We start from the raw sequence: 17,482 nt of genomic DNA, 5'->3' as shown, positions 1-17,482 counted from the left end.
TGCGCGTGCAAGCGTCGGCCCGGTGGCGGGAAGGTCATGGTCGGATCCTCCGGTCGGGGAGGCGGGAATGCAGGGTGGCGCCGGCACGGTGGCGACCGAAGCCGCCACCGTGCGGCGAACGTCATTGCAGCGTCGCGCCCGGCCCCTTCAGCACGACGCTGCGGCGGCCGTCGATACCGACCGGCACGTCGCCGTGAACGGTCGCGCGACGCACGACGCGGTGCGCATCGCCGTAGTCGTTGATCGCGTAGTGCTGCGTCGCGCGGTTGTCCCAGATCGCGACGTCGCCTTGCTGCCAGTTCCAGCGCACGGTGTTCTCGAGGCGCGTCACGTGTTCGTGCAGCACCTGCAGCAGATGTGCGGAATCCTGCGACGACAGCCCCTTGATCTTCTGCACGAAGTGTCCGAGCACGAGCGTGCGCTCGCCGGTCTCCGGATGCACGCGCACGACCGGATGTTCGGTTTCGTAGACGGTCGACGTGAACACTTCGCGGTAGCGCTTCAGTTGCGTGTCGTCGGCATGCACGTGCGTCGACGCGTAGTCGTACGCGTTCGTGTGCACCGCCCACAGCGTGTCGGCGAGCGCGCGCAGCGGCTCGGGAAGATGCGTGTATGCGGCCGCCGTGTTGGCCCACACGGTGTCGCCGCCGAACGGCGGAATCACGACCGCGCGCAGGATCGACACCTTCGGGTACGCGTCGACGAACGTCACGTCGGTGTGCCACGAATTGGCGCGCGCGCCGTGCGCGGAATCGAGTTCGAGCAAGTGCGCGCTGCCGTCGACGGAGGGCACGGTCGGGTGGGCGACCGTCTCGCCGAAGCGGCGCGCGAAGGCTTCCTGCGCGGTGTCGTCGAGATGGCCCTGGTTGCGGAAGAACAGCACCTTGTGGCGCAGCAGCGCGGCCTGGATCGCGTCGAACGTCGCGTCGTCGAGCGTGCCCGACAGCCGGACACCGGCGATTTCGGCGCCGATCCGGCCGGCGACCTGGCGAAGCTGAAGCGGGACGGCGGCCGTGCGCGGCGCGGCGGCGGCGTGCGAAGCATGCGATGACGGGTGTGCGGCGTGCTGGACTTCGGACATCGGGAGTCTCCTGGGTCGGGTCGGTCGAGTCTCCATTCAAGCAGGGACCGCGCGGAACTGGAACCGATGAATCGTCACAACCTTAGCGCGCGCCGTGATGATCGATATGTGTCGTCATGCTGAACGATTCGTGTGCGGCATCGGGCCGGCCGCGCGACCGCATCACCACGCGAGCCGCCAGGCGCCGATCCGGTGCGCAGCGGCCGCCTCGATGCGTTTTGCGCCGCTGCCGCCGTCACCCGGCGGTTCGCGATCGTCGAAGTCGGCCAGCACGGTATCGCGCAGCCGCGCGAATTCCGGCGAGTCGCGCCGGCGCGGGCGCGGCAACGCGACGTCGAGGATGCGCTCGATGCGCCCCGGGCGCGGCGCCATCGTGACGACGCGATCGCCGAGATACACGGCTTCGTCGACGTCGTGCGTGACCAGCACCATCGTGATGCGTTCCTGTTCCCAGATGCGCAGCAGTTCGTTCTGCATCCGCGCGCGCGTTTGTGCATCGAGTGCGCCGAACGGTTCGTCGAGCAGCAGCACGCGCGGGCGATTCACGAGGCCGCGTGCGATCGCGACACGTTGCGCCATGCCGCCCGACAGCTGGTTCGGGTACGCATGCTCGAAGCCGTTCAGCCCGACGAGCGCGATGTGCTCGGCTACCGCGCGCCGCCTGGCCGGTGCGTCGAGCGGCGCATTGCGCAGCGCGGCCTCGACGTTCTGCGCCACCGTCAGCCACGGGAACAGCCGGTGATCCTGGAACACGATCCCGCGCTGCAGCGACGTGTCGCGCACCGGTTCGTCGCCGGCGCGGATTTCGCCCGCGTAGTCGGTATCGAGCCCGGCGATCAGGCGCAGCAGCGTCGACTTGCCGCAGCCGCTCGCACCGACGATCGTGACGAACTCGCCGGCACGCACGTGCAGCGACACGTCGTCGAGCACGGCGAGCGACGCGCCGCGTTGCGCATAGCGTTTGCTCACGTGGAGGATATCGAGCGAATCGGAAGCGTGGGTCGTCATGGCGGAAAGGGAAGCAACGGGAAGGAAGAGGGCGATCAGCGGCGCAGCTCGCCGCGCCGGGCCAGCACCTTGCGCTCGATCGTACGCGCGACCGCGTTCAACGCCCAGCCGGTCACGCCGACGACGATGATCCCGAACAGCACGAGATCCATCCGGAACTGCTCGCTGCCGTCGATCAGCGTGTTGCCGATCCCGGCGCCCGCGACGAGCAGGTACTCGGCGCCGAGCGTCGCGAGCCACGAGTAGATGAGGCCGAGATACAGCCCGGTGAAGATCGACGGCAGCGCGGCGGGCAGGATCACGTAGCGCACGAGCTGAAGCCGCGAATAACGCAGCGCGCGGGCCACGTCGACGTACGTGCGCGGCACCGCATGAATGCCGTCGCACGTATGCGCGGCGACCGGCAGCAGCGCGGCGAGCGACAGGAACACGACCTTGGCGACGTCGCCGAGGCCGAACCAGACGGAAATCAGCGGAATCCACGCGAACAGCGAGATCTGCTTGAACGTGTCCAAGCTCGGGCCGACCATGCGCGCGGCGACGCGCGACAGTCCGAGCGCGGTGCCGAGCAGCAGGCCGCCGGTCGCGCCGATCGTGAAGCCGCACGCTTCGCGCGCGAGCGATGCCGACAACGCACGCGCGAGCGCGCCGCTGGTCGTCTGGGTCCACGCGGTGTGCAGCACGTCGGCCGGGCCGACCAGCAGCCCGCTTTTGACGAGGTGCGCGGACGAGACGGCCCACCAGAGCGCGAGCGTGGCGAGCGGCAGGACGAAACCGCGCCAGTCGGGCACGGGAAAGCGACGGGCGATCCTGACGGCGGGCGATGGGGCGTCCGATGTGGACGTGGCGTCAAGCGGCATGGGAGGAGAATCCTTGAATCGGGTTCAGCCGCGGAATGCGGACGGCACGCCGCGGCGCAGCCGTGCTTCGAGCGCGTCGAGCAGCCGGTTGATCGCGAGGCCGACCGCGCCGACCACGATCACCGCCGCCATCACGAGATCGAGCTGGAACAGCTGGCGCCCGTACACGATCAGGTAGCCAAGCCCTTCCGACGACGCGACGAGTTCGACGACGACGAGCGCGAGCCACGATTTCGTGAACGCGAGCCGCACGCCGGTCGCGAGCGTCGGGATCGCGGCCGGCAGCACGACGTGGACGATGCGCTGGCGGCGCGTATAGCCGAACACGCGCGCGGCTTCGTCGAGCGCGGGCGGCGCCTGGCGGAACCCCTGCAGCGTGCTCATCGTCACGGGGACGAGCGCCGCATGCGCGATCAGCAGGTACTTCAGCGGCTCGCCGACGCCGACGAGCAGCAGCAGGAACGGCAGCCAGCCGAGCACGGGAATCTGCACGAGCGCGTTGAAGCCGGGCAGCACGTAGGCTTCGAGCGTGCGCGACAGGCCGAGCGCCGCGCCGGTCGCGAAACCGAGCAGCGTGCCGGCCGCGAAGCCGACCAGCACGCGCTGCAGGCTGATCAGCGTGTGGCGCACGAGATCGCCGCTGGCCGCGAGCTCGGCGAGCGAGTCGGCGACCTGTGCGGGCGGCGGCAGGATCTGCGGTGCGATCCAGCCGCGCGCGCTGCCGACGGTCCACAACACGAACAGCAGCACGGGCAGCGCCCACGGCGCGAGCAGCCACGCCACGCGCTTCGCGGCCGCCGCGCGGGACGGCGCGGCGCGCGCGTGCGGGTCGGACGACGGAATCGGGATCGCGGTGTCGCTCATCGGGGCGGGTCCGGGTCAGGAGAGGGGCTTGCCGGCCGCGTCGTAGCGCGGCCAGTAGTGCTCGAGGTGCTGCGCGCGCAACGCGTTGTCGAGGTACTTCGGTTCGAACCAGCCGTCGACGTCGACCGGCTGGCGGATCAGTTTCAGCTTCAGCGCGTCTTGGGCGACGGCCTTGTAGCGCGCGACGAGGAACGGATCGATCAGCGGCGACAGGCGATCCTTCAGGCGCTGGTTCGCGTAGTCTGCCTGCCACGACGCATACGGCACGCCGCTTTTTTCCCACAGCCTGAACAGCGCATCGCGGTTCGCTTCGTCGGACGACCATTGCGCACCCTTGACCAGCGCGTTGACGACGCGTTGCACGAGGTCCGGATGCGCGCGCTCGAAGTCGTCGAGCACGAGCAGGTGGGTCTGCCGCGTGAACTGCGGGCCGTCGTTCTGCGATTCGTAGATGATCTTCGCGAGGCCCGCGTCGCGCAGCTTGTACAGCTGATAGTCGCCCACCGACGCGTCGATGCCCTTCGACGCGAGCGCGGCGAGCGAACTCGCGGAGTCGAGGTTGATCACGCGCAGATCGCGTTCGCCGAGGCCGTTCTTCGCAAGCGCGTTGTCGGCGACGAGCTGCAGGTTCGTGCCGCGGAAGATCGACACGCGGCGGTCCTTCAGGTCGGTGATCGAGCGGATGCCGGAGTCGGGCGGCACCGCGATCTTCACGCCCGAGCGCACGCTCGCGGCGAGCAGCAGGCGCGTCCTGATGCCGTTCGAGCGCGCGAGCACGGCCGGCAGGTCGCCCTGGTAGGCGAAGTCGAGCGCCTTGTTGGCGATCGCCTCGTTGACGGCCGGGCCCGCGCCCTTGAAGAACAGCCACTGCACCTTGATGCCGTCGGCCGCGAATTCCTTTTCGACGAGTTGCTGCAACTGCGCGGTGGCCGCGCTCGACCCGCCGAAGGTGGGCGGATCGCCGGTGCCCTGCTGGGCGACGCCGATGCGGATCGTGGCGGGCTTGTCGGCGTGCGCGGCGGCAGCGGGCAACGCAACGAGGGACGCGATCAGCAGCGATCGCAGCAGGCGCAGTGGAGACGGGAATCGGTCGATCATGGTGCGTCGGATGGTGAGGAGTCGAAATCGGGCCGGAGGGTGTCGAACCATTCTGGAGGACGCCTCCGGCGCGGGACAAGCAACGATTTGAACTATGCTTATCGCCGCGTTTCGGGTTGGCAAATCACGCGTGGCGCCGATTGGAAATGGCGAGACGCACGAGCGCGGCGTGCGGATTCCGCACGCCGTGCGGCGACGAATCGAGCGTCGGTGACAGCGGCGCCAATCCGGATCGGGCCATGCGATCGGGTGCGCAGAATTTTCCGGATCATGCCGGCGCGCACGAAAAAGATGCCGGGAAACGCACGCGCGAGTTCGTTTCAAGTTCGAAGAGGTAAATCACGCGGCATATCGGAAAACTGAATAAAAATCATCGAATTGCAACGACGGCAGCAACGATGCCTCCCGTTATTAACATTCTTACTGCACGCCGCGCCGCGCTTGTTGCATCATGCTGAAAAGGCGGTAAATGGCATGCGCGTATTTCATCGCTGAAGGGCGCCGCCCATAAATGCACTCTGACGCTAAATAATTTGAAATCGCCGAAAAAATTGTCTATACCCTAGACGAATCAGTGTGAATTGCATTGTGCCAATGCAGTTATGCAACAAGCGCGCATGGAGCGGCGGATTCCGTTGCCGACCATCGCGCGTTGCAGCGATCGAATGGATTCCGGGGGATGCGCATGGCCCGACGACAGGGCTGCCGCATGAGTCATGAATGGGCGAAAACGCCGTGCGTGCCACCGAAGCAGCGCCGCTTCTTTTCACTCAACGGTCGATCACCGACCCCGTCACACGGAGGTTGTCATGCTGCAATACGTCAAGACCTTGCTGCGCGATGAACGCGGCGTCAGCTCGCTCGAATACGCGGTTCTGGCCGGCATCGTCGTGGTCGCACTGGCGGCGGTCGGGGTGATCCTCAGCAGCACGTCCGGCGGCTTGCCGGCCGTGTTCACCGCGCTGATCAACAAGGTCACGGCGTTGATCTGATCTCCTGAACCCGCGCGCCGCCGACGAACACACGGATCCGCAGCGGTACGACGTATCCAGCCGGGGCGCGCCGACGGACGGCTCTCCGATGCTCTTTCTCGTACAGTCGGCGGCGACACTCGTGCTGGTGTCGCTCGCGACGCAGGATGTGCGCACGCGGCGCCTGTCCAATCGCGCGGTGCTGGCGTTCGCGATGCTGTATTTCGTCGCGGCGGCACTCGCGCGCGAAGGGCTCGCGCAACTCGCCGGTCACGCGGCGACCGCCGCGGCGATGCTGCTGCTGTTCGCCGGCCTGCGTCACGCGGGCTGGATCGGCGGCGGCGACGTGAAGCTCGCGGCGGCGGTATTCCTGTGGGCCGGCCCGGCGCTCGCGTTCCCGGTGTTGACGATCGTCGGTGCGAGCGGCGCCGCGTGCGGCCTCGCCGCGCTCGCGGCCGTCGCATGGCAGCGTCGCGCCGCGCCGGCGCGTACGATCGCGACGCGCGGCGTGCCGTACGGGATCGCGCTCGCGCTCGGCGGGGCGCTGGCCGTCTGGGCGCCGTTTCCTCACGCGGTTTCGCTTACCTAGACCGGGGACGCACGCCGCCATGCCCAAACCCCTGAGAATGACCGTGCTGATCATCGCTGCCGCGATCGGCGCGTTCATCCTGCGCCAGCTGTATGTCGCCGCGTCGACGCCGCCGGTGCCCGGCGAAGCGGCCGAGGTGCGCGTGCGCGTCGCGGCGGCGGACCTGCCCGAAGGGCTGCTGCTGCGCGACAACGATCTCGCATGGAAACGCATGCCGCGCACGCAGGTGCCGGCCGGTGCGTTCGTCGAGTCGCAACCGGGCGCGGACCTGAAAGGCGCGCTGCTGCGCAACCGTGTCGACGCCGGCGCGCCGATCCGTGCGGACAACGTGATTCCGGGCGCCGCGCCGGATTTTCTCGCGGCCGCGCTGCAGCCCGGCATGCGCGCGATCTCAGTGCCGGTCGACGACGTGTCGGGCAACGCGGGGCTGATCCAGCCGGGCGACTTCGTCGACGTGGTGCTCACGCAGGAGATCGGCGGTTCCGCGACGACGCCCGGCACGTTCGAAGCGGAGACGGTCGTGCGGCGCGCGCGCGTGCTCGCGGTCGGCTCGGAATTCCAGCGGGTGAAGACGCCTGCGAGTGCGCCGGACGTGCCGGCCCGCGCGCGCACGGTCACGCTCGAGGTCGCGCCGCGCACCGCGCAGGTCGTGCTGGTCGCGACGCGCCTCGGCTCGCTGTCGCTGTCGCTGCGCAGCTTCGCGACGAGCGATCGCCGGCAGGCGGCGGGCGGCGACGAAGCGGAGCCCGATACGCCGCCGGTGTGGGCCGGCGACGTGTCGCGCGCGGCGCGCCGCGCGCAGCTGGCGCCGTCCGCGAGAACGGATGCCGGCACGCGGCCGGCGTCGCAGGGCAATACGGTCGTGATCTATCGCGGCTCGTCGGTCGACGACGGGTCGCGCGGCAGCGGCACCGGCACCGGCACGCCGGGCTTGCCGCCGCTGCCGTCCGGCTGGCTGGGCACGCTGGTTGCGCCGGCGGCGCCCGCGGCGCCCCCGGGCGGCAATGTCGCCGCGGATGCGACGGCGCAGGCGCCACGGATCGCGGCGCCGCAGTGAGCAGTGACGATTCGGGCCGGCCGCCCGGCGGCCGGCATTTGACGGGAACACGCATGGTGCGCATGGTTCGTTGGATCGCTTTCTGGTGCCTGGCCTGCATCGTCGCGCCGGGCGTCGCACTCGCGCAGCGCGCGAGCGCGACGGACGCCGGCGCGGCGTTGTCGATCGCGACCGGCAAGGGCGAGATGCTGTCGCTGGCCGAACCCGCGACCGCGATGTTCGTCGCGGACCCGAGCATCGCGGACATCCAGGTGCCGTCGCCGCGCACCGTGTTCGTGTTCGGCAAGAAGGCCGGCACCACCACGCTGATCGCGCTCGGCGCGAACCATCGGCCGATCCTGCGCCGTACGGTGATCGTGCAGGTCGACACCGCGTCGCTGCAGGCGGTGCTCGACAGCCGCTTTCCGCAATTGAAGCTGTCGGTGTCCGGCGCGCCGGGCTCGCTGATGGTGTCGGGCAAGGTGCCGAGCGCGGCCGACGCGGACGCCGTGATGCAGTCGCTCGCGCCTTACGTCAACGACAAGGAAAAGATCGTCAACCGGCTCACGCTGTCGCGCCCGATCCAGGTGAACCTGCGCGTGCGCGTGACCGAGGTGAGCCGCAACGTCACGCAGCAGCTCGGCATCAACTGGAGCTCGCTCGGCTCGGCCGGCAACTTCTTCGGCGGCTTGCTCAGCGGCCGCACGCTGTTCGATCCGACGACCAAGGTGTTCAACCTGTCGCCGACCGGTGCGTATTCGGTGCTCGGCGGCTTCCGCGCGGGGCGCTGGTCGATCGACGTCGTGCTCGACGCGCTCGATCAGGAAGGCCTGATCACGATGCTCGCGGAGCCGAACCTCACCGCGATGTCCGGCCAGACCGCGAGCTTTCTCGCGGGCGGCGAAATTCCGATTCCGGTCGCGCAGGCCGGCAACACCGGCGCGATCACGGTCGAGTTCAAGCCGTTCGGCGTGTCGCTCGACTTCACGCCGACCGTGCTCGCCGACAACCGGATCAGCCTGAAGGTGCGCCCGGAGGTGAGCGAGGTCGATTCGAACAACAGCGTGACGACCGGCAGCGTCAGGGTGCCGGGACTCTCGGTGCGGCGCGTCGAGACGACGGTCGAGCTGTCGAGCGGGCAGAGCTTCGCGATCGGCGGGCTGCTGCAGAGCCAGACGGCGGATACCGTGTCGCAGGTGCCGGGGCTCGGCCGGCTGCCGATCATCGGTCGGCTGTTTTCGTCGAAGAACTTCCAGGACAACAAGACCGAGGTCGTCGTGATCGTGACGCCGTACATCGTGCAGCCGACCGGCCCCGGCCAGCTCGAGCAGGCGCTCGACACCGTCGCGCGGCCGAGCAGCGATCTCGAGTTCGCGATCCAGCGCAATCTCGGGCTCGACCTGCTGACGGGCGATACGCCGCGCCTCGTCGGCGCCGCGGGCTTCGTGTACTGACCGGAGGAGCGCGCATGCGAGTTCGAACCATCGTCGCCGCCTTGCCGCTGCTGGTGCTTGCGGGCTGCTTCTCGGCGCCGCCGCCGCTCAACCTGCCCGATGCGCGCGCGATCGGCTTCGACGGCGTGCACGCGGTGCCGCCCGACTGCGCGAAGCTGATGCAGCCGTCGCATCTCGTCGATGCGGGGTTCGGGCGGCCCGGCGTGCCGTTCGGCTGCGCGACCTACACGAATCTCGCGACGATGCTCGCGCGGCCGGAAGATCTGGTCGCGCCCGTGCCGTACGGCGGCGCCGATGCGCAGGTCGCCGCCGACGCGGTGCGCCGCTACGTCGAGGATCGCGTGAAGCAGCCGGCTCCGGACAAGACGCTGACGACGAGCGGCTCGCCCGGCCACTGACCCGCTCCCGATGCCCATCGCGATGCCGCCCATGAACGTCCTCGATCGCCAGAATGCCAAGCGCGCCGCCGCAGCCGGTGCGGCGGATCTCATCGCGGTCGTGTCCGATGCCGGCAGCGAAGACGTGATCCGCCGCGTCGCCCAGGACTTGTCGATCACGCGCGCCCACGTGCAGCCGGGCAACTGCGACGACGCGATCCGGCTGCTGCAGCAGCACGAGCGCTCGCCGCGCCAGCTGATCGTCGACGTGTCGGATTCGGTGCTGCCGGTGTCCGACCTGATGCGGCTCGCCGACGTATGCGATCCGTCCGTGAGGGTGGTCGCGATCGGCACGCAGAACGACGTCGGGCTGTTCCGCAACCTGCTCGGCATCGGTGTGCAGGACTACATCGTGAAGCCGCTGACCGTCGAGTTGATGCGGCGCGCGTTGACCGCGACGGAATCGGTCGTGCAGGTGCGCACCGGCAAGATCGTCAGTTTCGTCGGCGCGCGCGGCGGCGTCGGCACGACGACGGTTGCGGTGAGTCTCGCGCGCTGCCTGGCGGGCGAGAAGCGCCGCCGCGTGGCATACGTCGACCTGAACCTGCATGGCGGCGGCGCGAACTCGCGGCTCGGGCTGTCGAGCAACAACGGGCTGATCGAACTGCTGAACATGGAACAGCGTCCCGACGATGCGTTGTTCGACCGCATGTTCGTCACGAAGGGCGACCGCCTGCACGTGCTCTCGGCCGAACTGGCGTATGGCGACGACGCGCCGCTGCGCGACGATGCGATCGCGCTGCTCGTCGAGATGCTGAAGGACCGCTTCCATTACGTGCTGTTCGACGTGGGCAACCGCGCCGGCAAACTGTTCGAGGATGCGCTGACGGTGTCCGATCTCGTCTATATCGTCGCCGATCGCTCGGTGCACGCCGCGTACGAAGCCGCCCGGCTTGCGCGCTTCGTGAGGGAGCTGCCCGGCGAGCGGCTGCTGTCGATGATGCTGAACAACCCGCTCGAGCCGGTCAAGGGGCGCGTCGCGCAGGCCGACTTCGAGGACGCATTCGGCGGCGTGCGGCTGCGCGAGCTGCCGCACGAGCCGCAGACGCTTGCGGTCGCCGAGAACCTCGGCGAGCCGATCGAAGGCACGAAACGCCGCGGCTTCCTGGACGAGATCCGGCTGCTCGCGAACGGCATCACCGGCGAATCGATGGCCGTCGGGCAGCCGTGGTACGCGCGCTTCGTGAAATGGAGGAAAGGATCGTGACGTTCGGTACCCGCAAACGGCCGACGCCTGCGCCCGAGCCGGCGGCTTCTCCTGCCGCGCCGCGCGACGACGCGACGGCACCGGTCCCGACAGCGAGCCAGGCGCCCGCATCCGCGCGCGGGCTTGCAGTGGCCGATACCCACGAGGCGCTGATTCGTTCCGGCAAGTTCGACGCGATTCGCACCGCGGTGTTCTCGTCGATGAATATGTCGGCGGCGCTGATGAAGACGCGCGACGAAGTGCGCGCGGGCATCGAGCAGGTGGCCGCGCACACGGTCGATCGCGAGCGCCTGAAGATCACGGCGGGCGAGCAGGTGCTGATCGTCGACGCGATCCTGAACGACATGTTCGGCGTCGGACCGATCGAGCCGCTGCTCGCCGACGACACCGTCTCCGACATTCTCGTGAACGGCCCCGACCAGGTGTACGTCGAGCGCGCGGGCCGGCTCGAACTCACGCCGCTGAAGTTTCGCGACAACGCGCACGTGACGAGCGTCGCGCAGCGGATCGCGGCGGCGGTCGGGCGCCGCGTCGACGAGAGCAGCCCGATGGTCGACGCGCGTCTTGCCGACGGCAGCCGCGTGAACGTGGTCCTGCCGCCGATCGCGATGCGCGGCGCGTCGATCTCGATCCGCAAGTTCGCGAAGCGCGACATCACGCTCGCGCGGATGGCACATCAGGGAAATATTTCGCACGGGATGCTGCAGGTGCTGAAGATCGCGTGCGCGTGCCGGCTGAACATCGTGATCTCGGGCGGTACCGGGTCGGGCAAGACGACGCTGCTCAACGCACTGTCGCAACACATCGAGGAGCACGAGCGGATCGTGACGATCGAGGATGCGGCCGAGCTGCAACTGCTGCAGCCGCACGTGGTCAGTCTCGAGACGCGACCGGAGAATACGGAAGGGCTCGGCGGGATCTCGCAGCGCGACCTCGTGCGCAATGCGCTGCGGATGCGGCCCGACCGCATCATCCTCGGCGAAATCCGCGGCGCGGAGGCATTCGACGTGCTGCAGGCGATGAATACCGGTCACGACGGCTCGATGACGACGATCCATGCGAACTCGCCGCGCGACGCGGTCAGCCGGCTCGAAAGCATGGTGATGATGGCGAACGCGAACCTGCAGCTGCTGTCGATCCGGCGCCAGATCGCGAGCGCCGTGCACCTGTTCGTGCAGGTCGAGCGGATGCGCGACGGCGTGCGCCGCGTGACCCGGATCACCGAGATCGTCGGAATGGAAGGCGAGGTGGTGATCACGCAGGACCTGTTCGCGTTCCGCCAGGAAGGCGACACGACGCGGGATGTGGTGAAAGGCGTGTTCGAGGCGTCGTCGCTGCGGCCGGCGTTCGCGCCGCGCGCCGCGTACTACGGCGTCGAGGACGCGCTCTCCGAGGTCTTCCGGCAATGAGGACCGCGGACCTGCTCGCGCTCGGCGCATTCGTCGTGATCCTCGCAGCAGGCCTCGCGTTGTCCGCGTGGCTGGACCGTGCGCGCCACACGCCGGAGCAGCGCATTCGCGAGCGGATGCGGCACCTTGCGCCGTCGCTGGCGGGCCGGGAAGCCGGTGCGGCCGCTGCGCCCGGCGTCGCGCTGTTCAACCTGCCGCGGCGGCAAAGCCGCGCGCGTGCGTGGCTGCAGCGCTACGTGACGCGCGTGCGGGCGGTTGGCGGCGAACGCGGGATGCGGATCGTCGTCGCCGGTACGATCGCCGGCGCGATTGCCGCGATCGTGGTGGTGGAGCTCGTCGCGTTGCCGCACGCGCTCCATCCGCTGATCTACGTCGGGCTGCCGCTGGTGGCGATGCGCGCCAGCTATCGCGCGCTGGTCGAGCGGTTCCGGCTGCGTTTTCTCGAAGCGTTCCCGGACGCGATCGACCTGATCGTGCGGGCGGTGCGCGCGGGCATTCCGGTCACGCAGGCGATCAGCACGGTGGGCGACAGCGCGGCGGAGCCGGTGCGCTCGACCTTCCGCACGATGGGCGACAGCCTGCGCGTCGGCGCGGATCTGAAGGACGTGCTGACGCACGCGGCAGACCGGCTGATGATCGCGGATTTCTCGTTCTTCACCGTCTACCTGCTGCTGCAGCGCGAGACCGGCGGCAGCCTCGGCGAGACGCTCGACGAGTTGTCGAGCATCATCCGCACGCGCCGCGACATCCGCCTGAAAACGCGCGCGTTGACCGCCGAGGGGCGGATCACGACGAAGATCATTTCGGCGGTGCCGTTCGTGATGATCGGCGCGCTGTTCCTCGTGAACCGCGCGTACGTGATGCTGCTGTTCGACACGCATGCCGGACGCGTGATGCTGACGATCGCCGCGGTGCTGCTGACGATCGGACTGCTGACGATTCACAAGATCTCGAAACTGGATACCGCGCGATGACGATGTCGATGCTGGCCGCCCGCGGCCTCGAACTGTTGCTGTTGCTCGCGTGCGTCGCGGCGGCGCTCGCGACGCCCGGCGGCGGCACGCGCCGGCGGATCGCGGAGCGCGTGCAGCAGGCGGCCGGGCAACGTCCGCTGTCGCTGGTGGCGGGGCGGCTGCAGCCGGGCGAGGTACGTCAGGACCTGACGCGGCGGCTCGCGCAACTCGGCGAGCGGTTGCCCGTGCTCGACCCGATGCAGCGTGTGAAGCTCGGGCTGCAGCTGACGCGCGCGGGCTTTCGCGAGCGGCGTGCGGTGTCCTCGATGATCGGCATCAAGCTGAGCTGCGGCGTGCTGCTCGCGGGCGTCGCGATCGTGTTCAGCCCGTACATTCCGCGCTTCGGCGAATACGTCGTGATCCGGGCGCTGGCGATGGTCGCCGCGTTCGTGATCGGCGTGATCGTGCCGGAATACGTGCTCGGTGCGATGATCCGGCGGCGCCGGCGGATCATCGCCGCGTGCTTTCCGGACGCGCTCGACCTGCTCGTGATCTGCACGATGGCCGGCAACAGCCTCGTATCGGGCGTGCGGCGCGTCGCGCGCGAACTCGAGCGCATCTGCCCGCCGCTCGCCGACGAGCTGACGGTATGCGCGGACGAGTTGACGCTGAGCGGCAACGTATCCGAAGCGCTCACGCATTTCGCGACGCGTGTCGACTTCGCGTCGGCGCGCTCGCTTGCCACGACGCTCACGCAATCGCAGCGCTTCGGTACGCCGATCACGCAGGCGCTGCGAACGCTGTCGCGCAGCGAGCGCACCGAGCAGATCGTCGCGCTCGAGGAGCAGGCCGCGAAGCTCGCGCCGAAGATCACGTTGCCGATGATGCTGTTCATCCTGCCGACGGTCGGCCTGATCGCGGCGGGCCCGGCGGCGATCCGACTGCTAGAGGTTTTTAAATGACACGATTCGCCATCCGTGCGCTCGCGTTCGCGGCGGTGTTGCCGGTGCTGGCCGGCGGCTGCGCGCCGGGCATCCAGACGCGGCCGGCGCTGTCGCACAAGAGCGACGACCCGCAGGCCGAACTGCGCATTGCCGACAGCGCGCTCGCCGGCGGCAACGTCGATCTCGCGTCGACGCTGTACGAGAAGGTGCTCGCCCGGCATCCCGATTCGCTCGCGGCGCGCCTGGGGCTCGGCGACGTCAGCTATCGCGCCGGCGATCTGGAGCGCGCGCGGATTCTCTACGAGCAGGCACGACAGCAGGCACCGGCGGAACCCGGGCCGCAGGTCGGGCTCGCGCGCGTCGCGTTGCGGCAGCGTCGGCTCGATGAAGCCGGCCAGCGCTACCGCGAGCTGCTGGCCGCGCAGCCGAACCTGCCGCTCGCGGCGGAAGGGCTCGGCACGGTGCTCGACCTGCAGGGCCGCCATGAGGACGCGCAGGCCGTATACCGCGATGCGCTGCGCGCGCATCCGGATGCGCAGGGCTTGCGCGTCGACCTCGGGCTGTCGCTCGTGCTGAGCAACCGGCCGCGCGAAGGCGTGAACGTGCTGCTCGACGTGGCCGGGCTGCCCGATGCGCCGTGGCAGGCGCGCCAGAACCTCGCGTTCGCGTATGGCGTGCTCGGCAACACCGATTCGGCGAAGAAGCTGTTGTCGGCGGATCTGCCCGCATCGGCGGTGGCGGACAATCTGCGCGTCTACGAGGCAGTGCGCGCGCAGCTCGCGTCGCGCCCGGCGCCCGCCGCCGCACGACCGTCGACGGGGGCTGCGCTCGAGCCGCACGCGCTGCCGCCCGCCGCGGGGGCGGCAAGATGACACGCGGGGCGATGGGCGCCCGCCACGCGCGCGGCGTCGTATCCCTCGAGTTCGTGCTGATGCTGCCGTTCCTGCTGATGGTGCTGATCGGCATCATCGACACGAGCCTGCTGTTGTGCGACAAGGCCGTCATCACGAACGCGAGCCGCGAGGCCGCGCGTGCGGGTGTCATGCTGCGCGTGCCGATGCTGACCACGGCACAGGTCGCCAACGTCGCGTCGACCTACACGCAGAACAGCCTCATCACCGGCGGCACCGCGACGACGCCGACCATCACCGTGACGCAGGCGAACGGCACGACGGCCGGCACCGCGCTGACGGTCACGGTGACCTACACGTATTCGGGGCTGGTGCTGGGGTCGGCATTCAGCGCGCTGACCGGCCCGGTGACGATCTCGGCCAGCTCGGTGATGCTCTATGAATGACGCAGCCGGCGCGCCATGCATCGGCGCCACGCGCGAGCGCGGCTCCGTCGCGCTGTTCTTCCTGCTGTTCCTGGTTCCGCTGCTGTCGTTCGGCGCGCTGGCGATCGACATCGCGTGGGTGGCCACGGTGCGCAACCAGTTGCAGAATGCCGCCGACGCGGCCGCGCTCGCGGCGGCCGACGCGATGATGTCGCCCACGGGCGGCGCGCTGAACTGGTCGCAGGCCGCGCCGGCGGCGAACGGCGTGATCGCGCAGAATGCGGCGGCGGGCGCGCCGCTCGCGACCGGCACGGTGACGACCGGGTACTGGAACGTGACGCGCAACCCCGCATCGATGCAGGCGACGACCATCACGCCCGGCCAATACGACGTGCCGGCGGTTCAGGTGACCGTGTCGCGCGCGCCGGGCGTGAACGGCGGCTCGATTCCGCTGCTGCTCGGCGGGCTGCTCGGCATTCCGGGCGCGTCCGGCAGCGCGACCGCGATCGCGGTGCTCGCCGCGCCGGGCGGGGTGGCGGCGGGCGGGCTCTTTCCGGTCGCGATCGACCAGTGCGTGTACAACCAGTACTGGAACACGCTGACCAACCAGCCGCTGATCAATCCGCTGACCAACCTGCCGTACGAATTCTCGATCACGAACGGCCAGACCTACGGCACGCTGTGCATGGGCGGCCAGTGGACGTCGTTCCAGTCGACCGCGAGCGACACGACGACGATGGGCGGCCTGATGGTGACCGGCAACCCGACGACGCTCAATATCGGCGACAGCATCTATCTCGCGACCGGCGTGAAGGCGACGCTCTACACGTCGGTGCCGGTCGGCACGACGGTCGTGCTGCCGGTCGTCACGCAGACGGCGAGCAGCACCTACGTGCCGATCGTCGCGTTCGCGGCGTTCCATATCGACGTGTCGCTCGGCGGCACGTACAAGTACATCCAGGGGCACTTCGTCGCCGGCGTGAAGATGACCGGCGTCGCGACGGGCGTCGGGCCGTACTACGGCGTGTACGTGCCGCCGCGGCTCGCGTTGTGAGCATCGTGCCGCGCGCGGCGCAGCAGCACGAGCAGCGCGAAGAGCGTCACGGCCGGGCCGATCTGCGGCAGCAGCAGCCACGGGTTCAGGTATTCGGCGACCGGCAGCGCCCACATCAGCGCGATCGCGGCTTGTTCGCCGCGCAGCCAGCCGTCGCGCCAGCCGATCGACAGCATGCAGGCGATTGCGATGGCGAGCCACGCAAGTTCGTAGTGCCACACGTACGGGTTCGCCACGAGCGTCGCGACCGTCAGCACGGCGGCGCGCACGCGGCTATCGCGCGATTGCGTCCATGCGAAGCACGCGGCGGCGATCGCGAGCGCCGCGATACACGCATGCGCGGCATAGGCGGCGCCGAGCGGCACGCCCGCAAGCCGGAACGCCGCGAACGGCGTCGGCGACGCGAGCCAGAACACGACACCGTGTTCGAGGACGATCGATCGCGCGAGTCCGGTGCTGGCGACGAACAGGCGCAACGACTCGATGCCGCAAATCAGGACGCTCAGCGCGACGAACGTGCCGGTGGCGAGCGCAGCCCATGCGATCGTGCGCCATGCGCGCACGGCGACCAGCACGAACGGGAACAGCAGCGCCATCTGCGGCTTGACCGACAGCAGGCCGATGCAGAGGCCCGCCCAGATCGGCCGCCGATCGGCCCAGTGGACGGCCAGCGCCGCGCACGACGCGGTCAGGAACGCGTTTTGCCCGAGCGTCGCGGTGACGAACACGCAAGGCGCGGCGGCCAGCGCGAGTGGACCGACGCGCCATGCGCCCGGAATCGTGCCGAGACGGGAAACGCGCCACGCGACGAGGCCGAGCACGACGACGCCGATCGTGACGAACAACGGGTAACCGAGCGCGAAGGGCAGTAGCGCCAGCGGTGTCACGAGCAGCAGATAGGTGGGCGGGTACAGCCACGGGGCGAAGACGTCGCGGCGAAGGTGCGTGAACAGCCCGGTCGACAGCCGCGAGAAGGCGGAGAAGTCATACGCCTGCGCTGGCGAGCCGTGCAGCATCACGTACGAGGCCGACCAGAACACCGAGAAGTCGGCACCGGGGCGTGCCCCGATGCTTCCGGACCCGTGACGAACGACGGTCGTCCAGATCGTGATGAACAGCGCGGCGAGCACGAGCATCAGCACGCTGTACACGACGACGCGCCGCGGCGTGAGCCACGCGCGCACGGGCCGCTCTGCCGAGCGCATCGATTGGTGGGGAATATCCAATTGCGGCGTTCCGGT

The 17,482-nt window shown here is 69.4% G+C and carries 18 protein-coding genes; 12 read left to right on the top strand and 6 right to left on the bottom strand.

Annotation, left to right across the window (positions count from 1 at the left end):
* Positions 1-121: 121 nt before the first annotated feature.
* The 5 genes from U4Y91_RS05625 to U4Y91_RS05605 all read right to left on the bottom strand — a co-directional run bounded on the left by U4Y91_RS05625 (position 122) and on the right by U4Y91_RS05605 (position 4,911).
* A complete protein-coding gene (locus U4Y91_RS05625; RefSeq protein ID WP_321803969.1) occupies positions 122-1,081 on the bottom strand; it encodes a TauD/TfdA family dioxygenase in 960 nt (319 codons plus the stop codon).
* Positions 1,082-1,243: 162 nt separating this feature from the next.
* Entirely contained in the window at positions 1,244-2,089 is an 846-nt protein-coding gene (locus tag U4Y91_RS05620; protein ID WP_321803968.1) for an ABC transporter ATP-binding protein, read from the bottom strand.
* A 35-nt stretch (positions 2,090-2,124) separates the two neighbouring features.
* On the bottom strand, positions 2,125-2,949 hold the full coding sequence (locus U4Y91_RS05615; protein ID WP_321803966.1) for an ABC transporter permease: 825 nt from the start codon (positions 2,947-2,949) through the stop codon (positions 2,125-2,127).
* A gap of 24 nt (positions 2,950-2,973) precedes the next feature.
* Entirely contained in the window at positions 2,974-3,813 is an 840-nt protein-coding gene (locus tag U4Y91_RS05610) for an ABC transporter permease (protein ID WP_321803964.1), read from the bottom strand.
* Between the two features lie 15 nt (positions 3,814-3,828).
* Entirely contained in the window at positions 3,829-4,911 is a 1,083-nt protein-coding gene (locus U4Y91_RS05605; protein ID WP_321803962.1) for an ABC transporter substrate-binding protein, read from the bottom strand.
* 809 nt (positions 4,912-5,720) lie between these two features.
* Here U4Y91_RS05605 and U4Y91_RS05600 point away from each other — a divergent pair.
* From U4Y91_RS05600 to U4Y91_RS05545, 12 genes are all read left to right on the top strand, one after another.
* A complete protein-coding gene (locus tag U4Y91_RS05600) occupies positions 5,721-5,903 on the top strand; it encodes a Flp family type IVb pilin (protein ID WP_044843866.1) in 183 nt (60 codons plus the stop codon).
* An 88-nt stretch (positions 5,904-5,991) separates the two neighbouring features.
* The gene (locus tag U4Y91_RS05595; RefSeq protein ID WP_321803960.1) at positions 5,992-6,471 is read left to right on the top strand and encodes a prepilin peptidase; all 480 of its coding nucleotides are present in this window, start codon (positions 5,992-5,994) and stop codon (positions 6,469-6,471) included.
* A gap of 19 nt (positions 6,472-6,490) precedes the next feature.
* A complete protein-coding gene (cpaB, locus tag U4Y91_RS05590) occupies positions 6,491-7,528 on the top strand; it encodes a Flp pilus assembly protein CpaB (RefSeq protein ID WP_321803959.1) in 1,038 nt (345 codons plus the stop codon).
* A 53-nt stretch (positions 7,529-7,581) separates the two neighbouring features.
* Entirely contained in the window at positions 7,582-8,961 is a 1,380-nt protein-coding gene (locus U4Y91_RS05585) for a type II and III secretion system protein family protein (protein WP_321803958.1), read from the top strand.
* A 14-nt stretch (positions 8,962-8,975) separates the two neighbouring features.
* Positions 8,976-9,359, top strand: coding sequence for a CpaD family pilus assembly lipoprotein (locus U4Y91_RS05580; protein ID WP_321803956.1), 384 nt, complete (start codon positions 8,976-8,978; stop codon positions 9,357-9,359).
* A 22-nt stretch (positions 9,360-9,381) separates the two neighbouring features.
* Positions 9,382-10,605: an AAA family ATPase gene (locus tag U4Y91_RS05575; protein WP_321803954.1), complete on the top strand. Its 1,224-nt coding sequence runs from the start codon at positions 9,382-9,384 to the stop codon at positions 10,603-10,605.
* Positions 10,602-12,014: a CpaF family protein gene (locus U4Y91_RS05570; protein WP_321803952.1), complete on the top strand. Its 1,413-nt coding sequence runs from the start codon at positions 10,602-10,604 to the stop codon at positions 12,012-12,014. The genes U4Y91_RS05575 and U4Y91_RS05570 overlap by 4 nt, the downstream gene beginning before the upstream one ends.
* A complete protein-coding gene (locus tag U4Y91_RS05565) occupies positions 12,011-12,988 on the top strand; it encodes a type II secretion system F family protein (protein ID WP_321803950.1) in 978 nt (325 codons plus the stop codon). The genes U4Y91_RS05570 and U4Y91_RS05565 overlap by 4 nt, the downstream gene beginning before the upstream one ends.
* On the top strand, positions 12,985-13,929 hold the full coding sequence (locus U4Y91_RS05560) for a type II secretion system F family protein (protein ID WP_124488402.1): 945 nt from the start codon (positions 12,985-12,987) through the stop codon (positions 13,927-13,929). The genes U4Y91_RS05565 and U4Y91_RS05560 overlap by 4 nt, the downstream gene beginning before the upstream one ends.
* Positions 13,926-14,783: a tetratricopeptide repeat protein gene (locus U4Y91_RS05555; protein WP_321803949.1), complete on the top strand. Its 858-nt coding sequence runs from the start codon at positions 13,926-13,928 to the stop codon at positions 14,781-14,783. Before U4Y91_RS05560 ends, U4Y91_RS05555 begins: the two co-directional genes overlap by 4 nt.
* Positions 14,780-15,208, top strand: a complete 429-nt coding sequence (locus U4Y91_RS05550; RefSeq protein ID WP_321803947.1) for a TadE family protein — start codon at positions 14,780-14,782, stop codon at positions 15,206-15,208. Before U4Y91_RS05555 ends, U4Y91_RS05550 begins: the two co-directional genes overlap by 4 nt.
* Positions 15,201-16,241, top strand: a complete 1,041-nt coding sequence (locus U4Y91_RS05545) for a TadG family pilus assembly protein (RefSeq protein WP_321803945.1) — start codon at positions 15,201-15,203, stop codon at positions 16,239-16,241. Before U4Y91_RS05550 ends, U4Y91_RS05545 begins: the two co-directional genes overlap by 8 nt.
* Here U4Y91_RS05545 and U4Y91_RS05540 read toward each other — a convergent pair.
* Positions 16,205-17,467, bottom strand: coding sequence for a glycosyltransferase family 87 protein (locus U4Y91_RS05540; protein ID WP_321803943.1), 1,263 nt, complete (start codon positions 17,465-17,467; stop codon positions 16,205-16,207). The genes U4Y91_RS05545 and U4Y91_RS05540 overlap by 37 nt on opposite strands.
* Between the last annotated feature and the right edge of the window lie 15 nt (positions 17,468-17,482).

It is taken from the genome of Burkholderia sp. BCC1993 (assembly GCF_905339865.1).
Lineage (GTDB): Bacteria > Pseudomonadota > Gammaproteobacteria > Burkholderiales > Burkholderiaceae > Burkholderia.
The sequence above is the reverse complement of the archived record's forward strand: the minus strand, read 5'-3'. Positions and strand labels throughout refer to the sequence as shown.

Excerpts from the sequence above, each read along its gene's own strand:
- U4Y91_RS05625 (WP_321803969.1), bottom strand. The coding sequence starts at position 1,081 with ATGTCCGAAGTCCAGCACGCCGCACACCCGTCATCGCATGCTTCGCAC.
- U4Y91_RS05580 (WP_321803956.1), top strand. The coding sequence starts at position 8,976 with ATGCGAGTTCGAACCATCGTCGCCGCCTTGCCGCTGCTGGTGCTTGCG.
- U4Y91_RS05550 (WP_321803947.1), top strand. The coding sequence starts at position 14,780 with ATGACACGCGGGGCGATGGGCGCCCGCCACGCGCGCGGCGTCGTATCC.
- U4Y91_RS05595 (WP_321803960.1), top strand. The coding sequence starts at position 5,992 with ATGCTCTTTCTCGTACAGTCGGCGGCGACACTCGTGCTGGTGTCGCTC.
- U4Y91_RS05565 (WP_321803950.1), top strand. The coding sequence starts at position 12,011 with ATGAGGACCGCGGACCTGCTCGCGCTCGGCGCATTCGTCGTGATCCTC.
- U4Y91_RS05620 (WP_321803968.1), bottom strand. The coding sequence starts at position 2,089 with ATGACGACCCACGCTTCCGATTCGCTCGATATCCTCCACGTGAGCAAA.
- U4Y91_RS05600 (WP_044843866.1), top strand. The coding sequence starts at position 5,721 with ATGCTGCAATACGTCAAGACCTTGCTGCGCGATGAACGCGGCGTCAGC.
- U4Y91_RS05575 (WP_321803954.1), top strand. The coding sequence starts at position 9,382 with ATGCCGCCCATGAACGTCCTCGATCGCCAGAATGCCAAGCGCGCCGCC.
- U4Y91_RS05610 (WP_321803964.1), bottom strand. The coding sequence starts at position 3,813 with ATGAGCGACACCGCGATCCCGATTCCGTCGTCCGACCCGCACGCGCGC.
- U4Y91_RS05545 (WP_321803945.1), top strand. The coding sequence starts at position 15,201 with ATGAATGACGCAGCCGGCGCGCCATGCATCGGCGCCACGCGCGAGCGC.
- U4Y91_RS05585 (WP_321803958.1), top strand. The coding sequence starts at position 7,582 with ATGGTGCGCATGGTTCGTTGGATCGCTTTCTGGTGCCTGGCCTGCATC.
- U4Y91_RS05555 (WP_321803949.1), top strand. The coding sequence starts at position 13,926 with ATGACACGATTCGCCATCCGTGCGCTCGCGTTCGCGGCGGTGTTGCCG.
- U4Y91_RS05605 (WP_321803962.1), bottom strand. The coding sequence starts at position 4,911 with ATGATCGACCGATTCCCGTCTCCACTGCGCCTGCTGCGATCGCTGCTG.
- U4Y91_RS05560 (WP_124488402.1), top strand. The coding sequence starts at position 12,985 with ATGACGATGTCGATGCTGGCCGCCCGCGGCCTCGAACTGTTGCTGTTG.
- U4Y91_RS05615 (WP_321803966.1), bottom strand. The coding sequence starts at position 2,949 with ATGCCGCTTGACGCCACGTCCACATCGGACGCCCCATCGCCCGCCGTC.
- cpaB (WP_321803959.1), top strand. The coding sequence starts at position 6,491 with ATGCCCAAACCCCTGAGAATGACCGTGCTGATCATCGCTGCCGCGATC.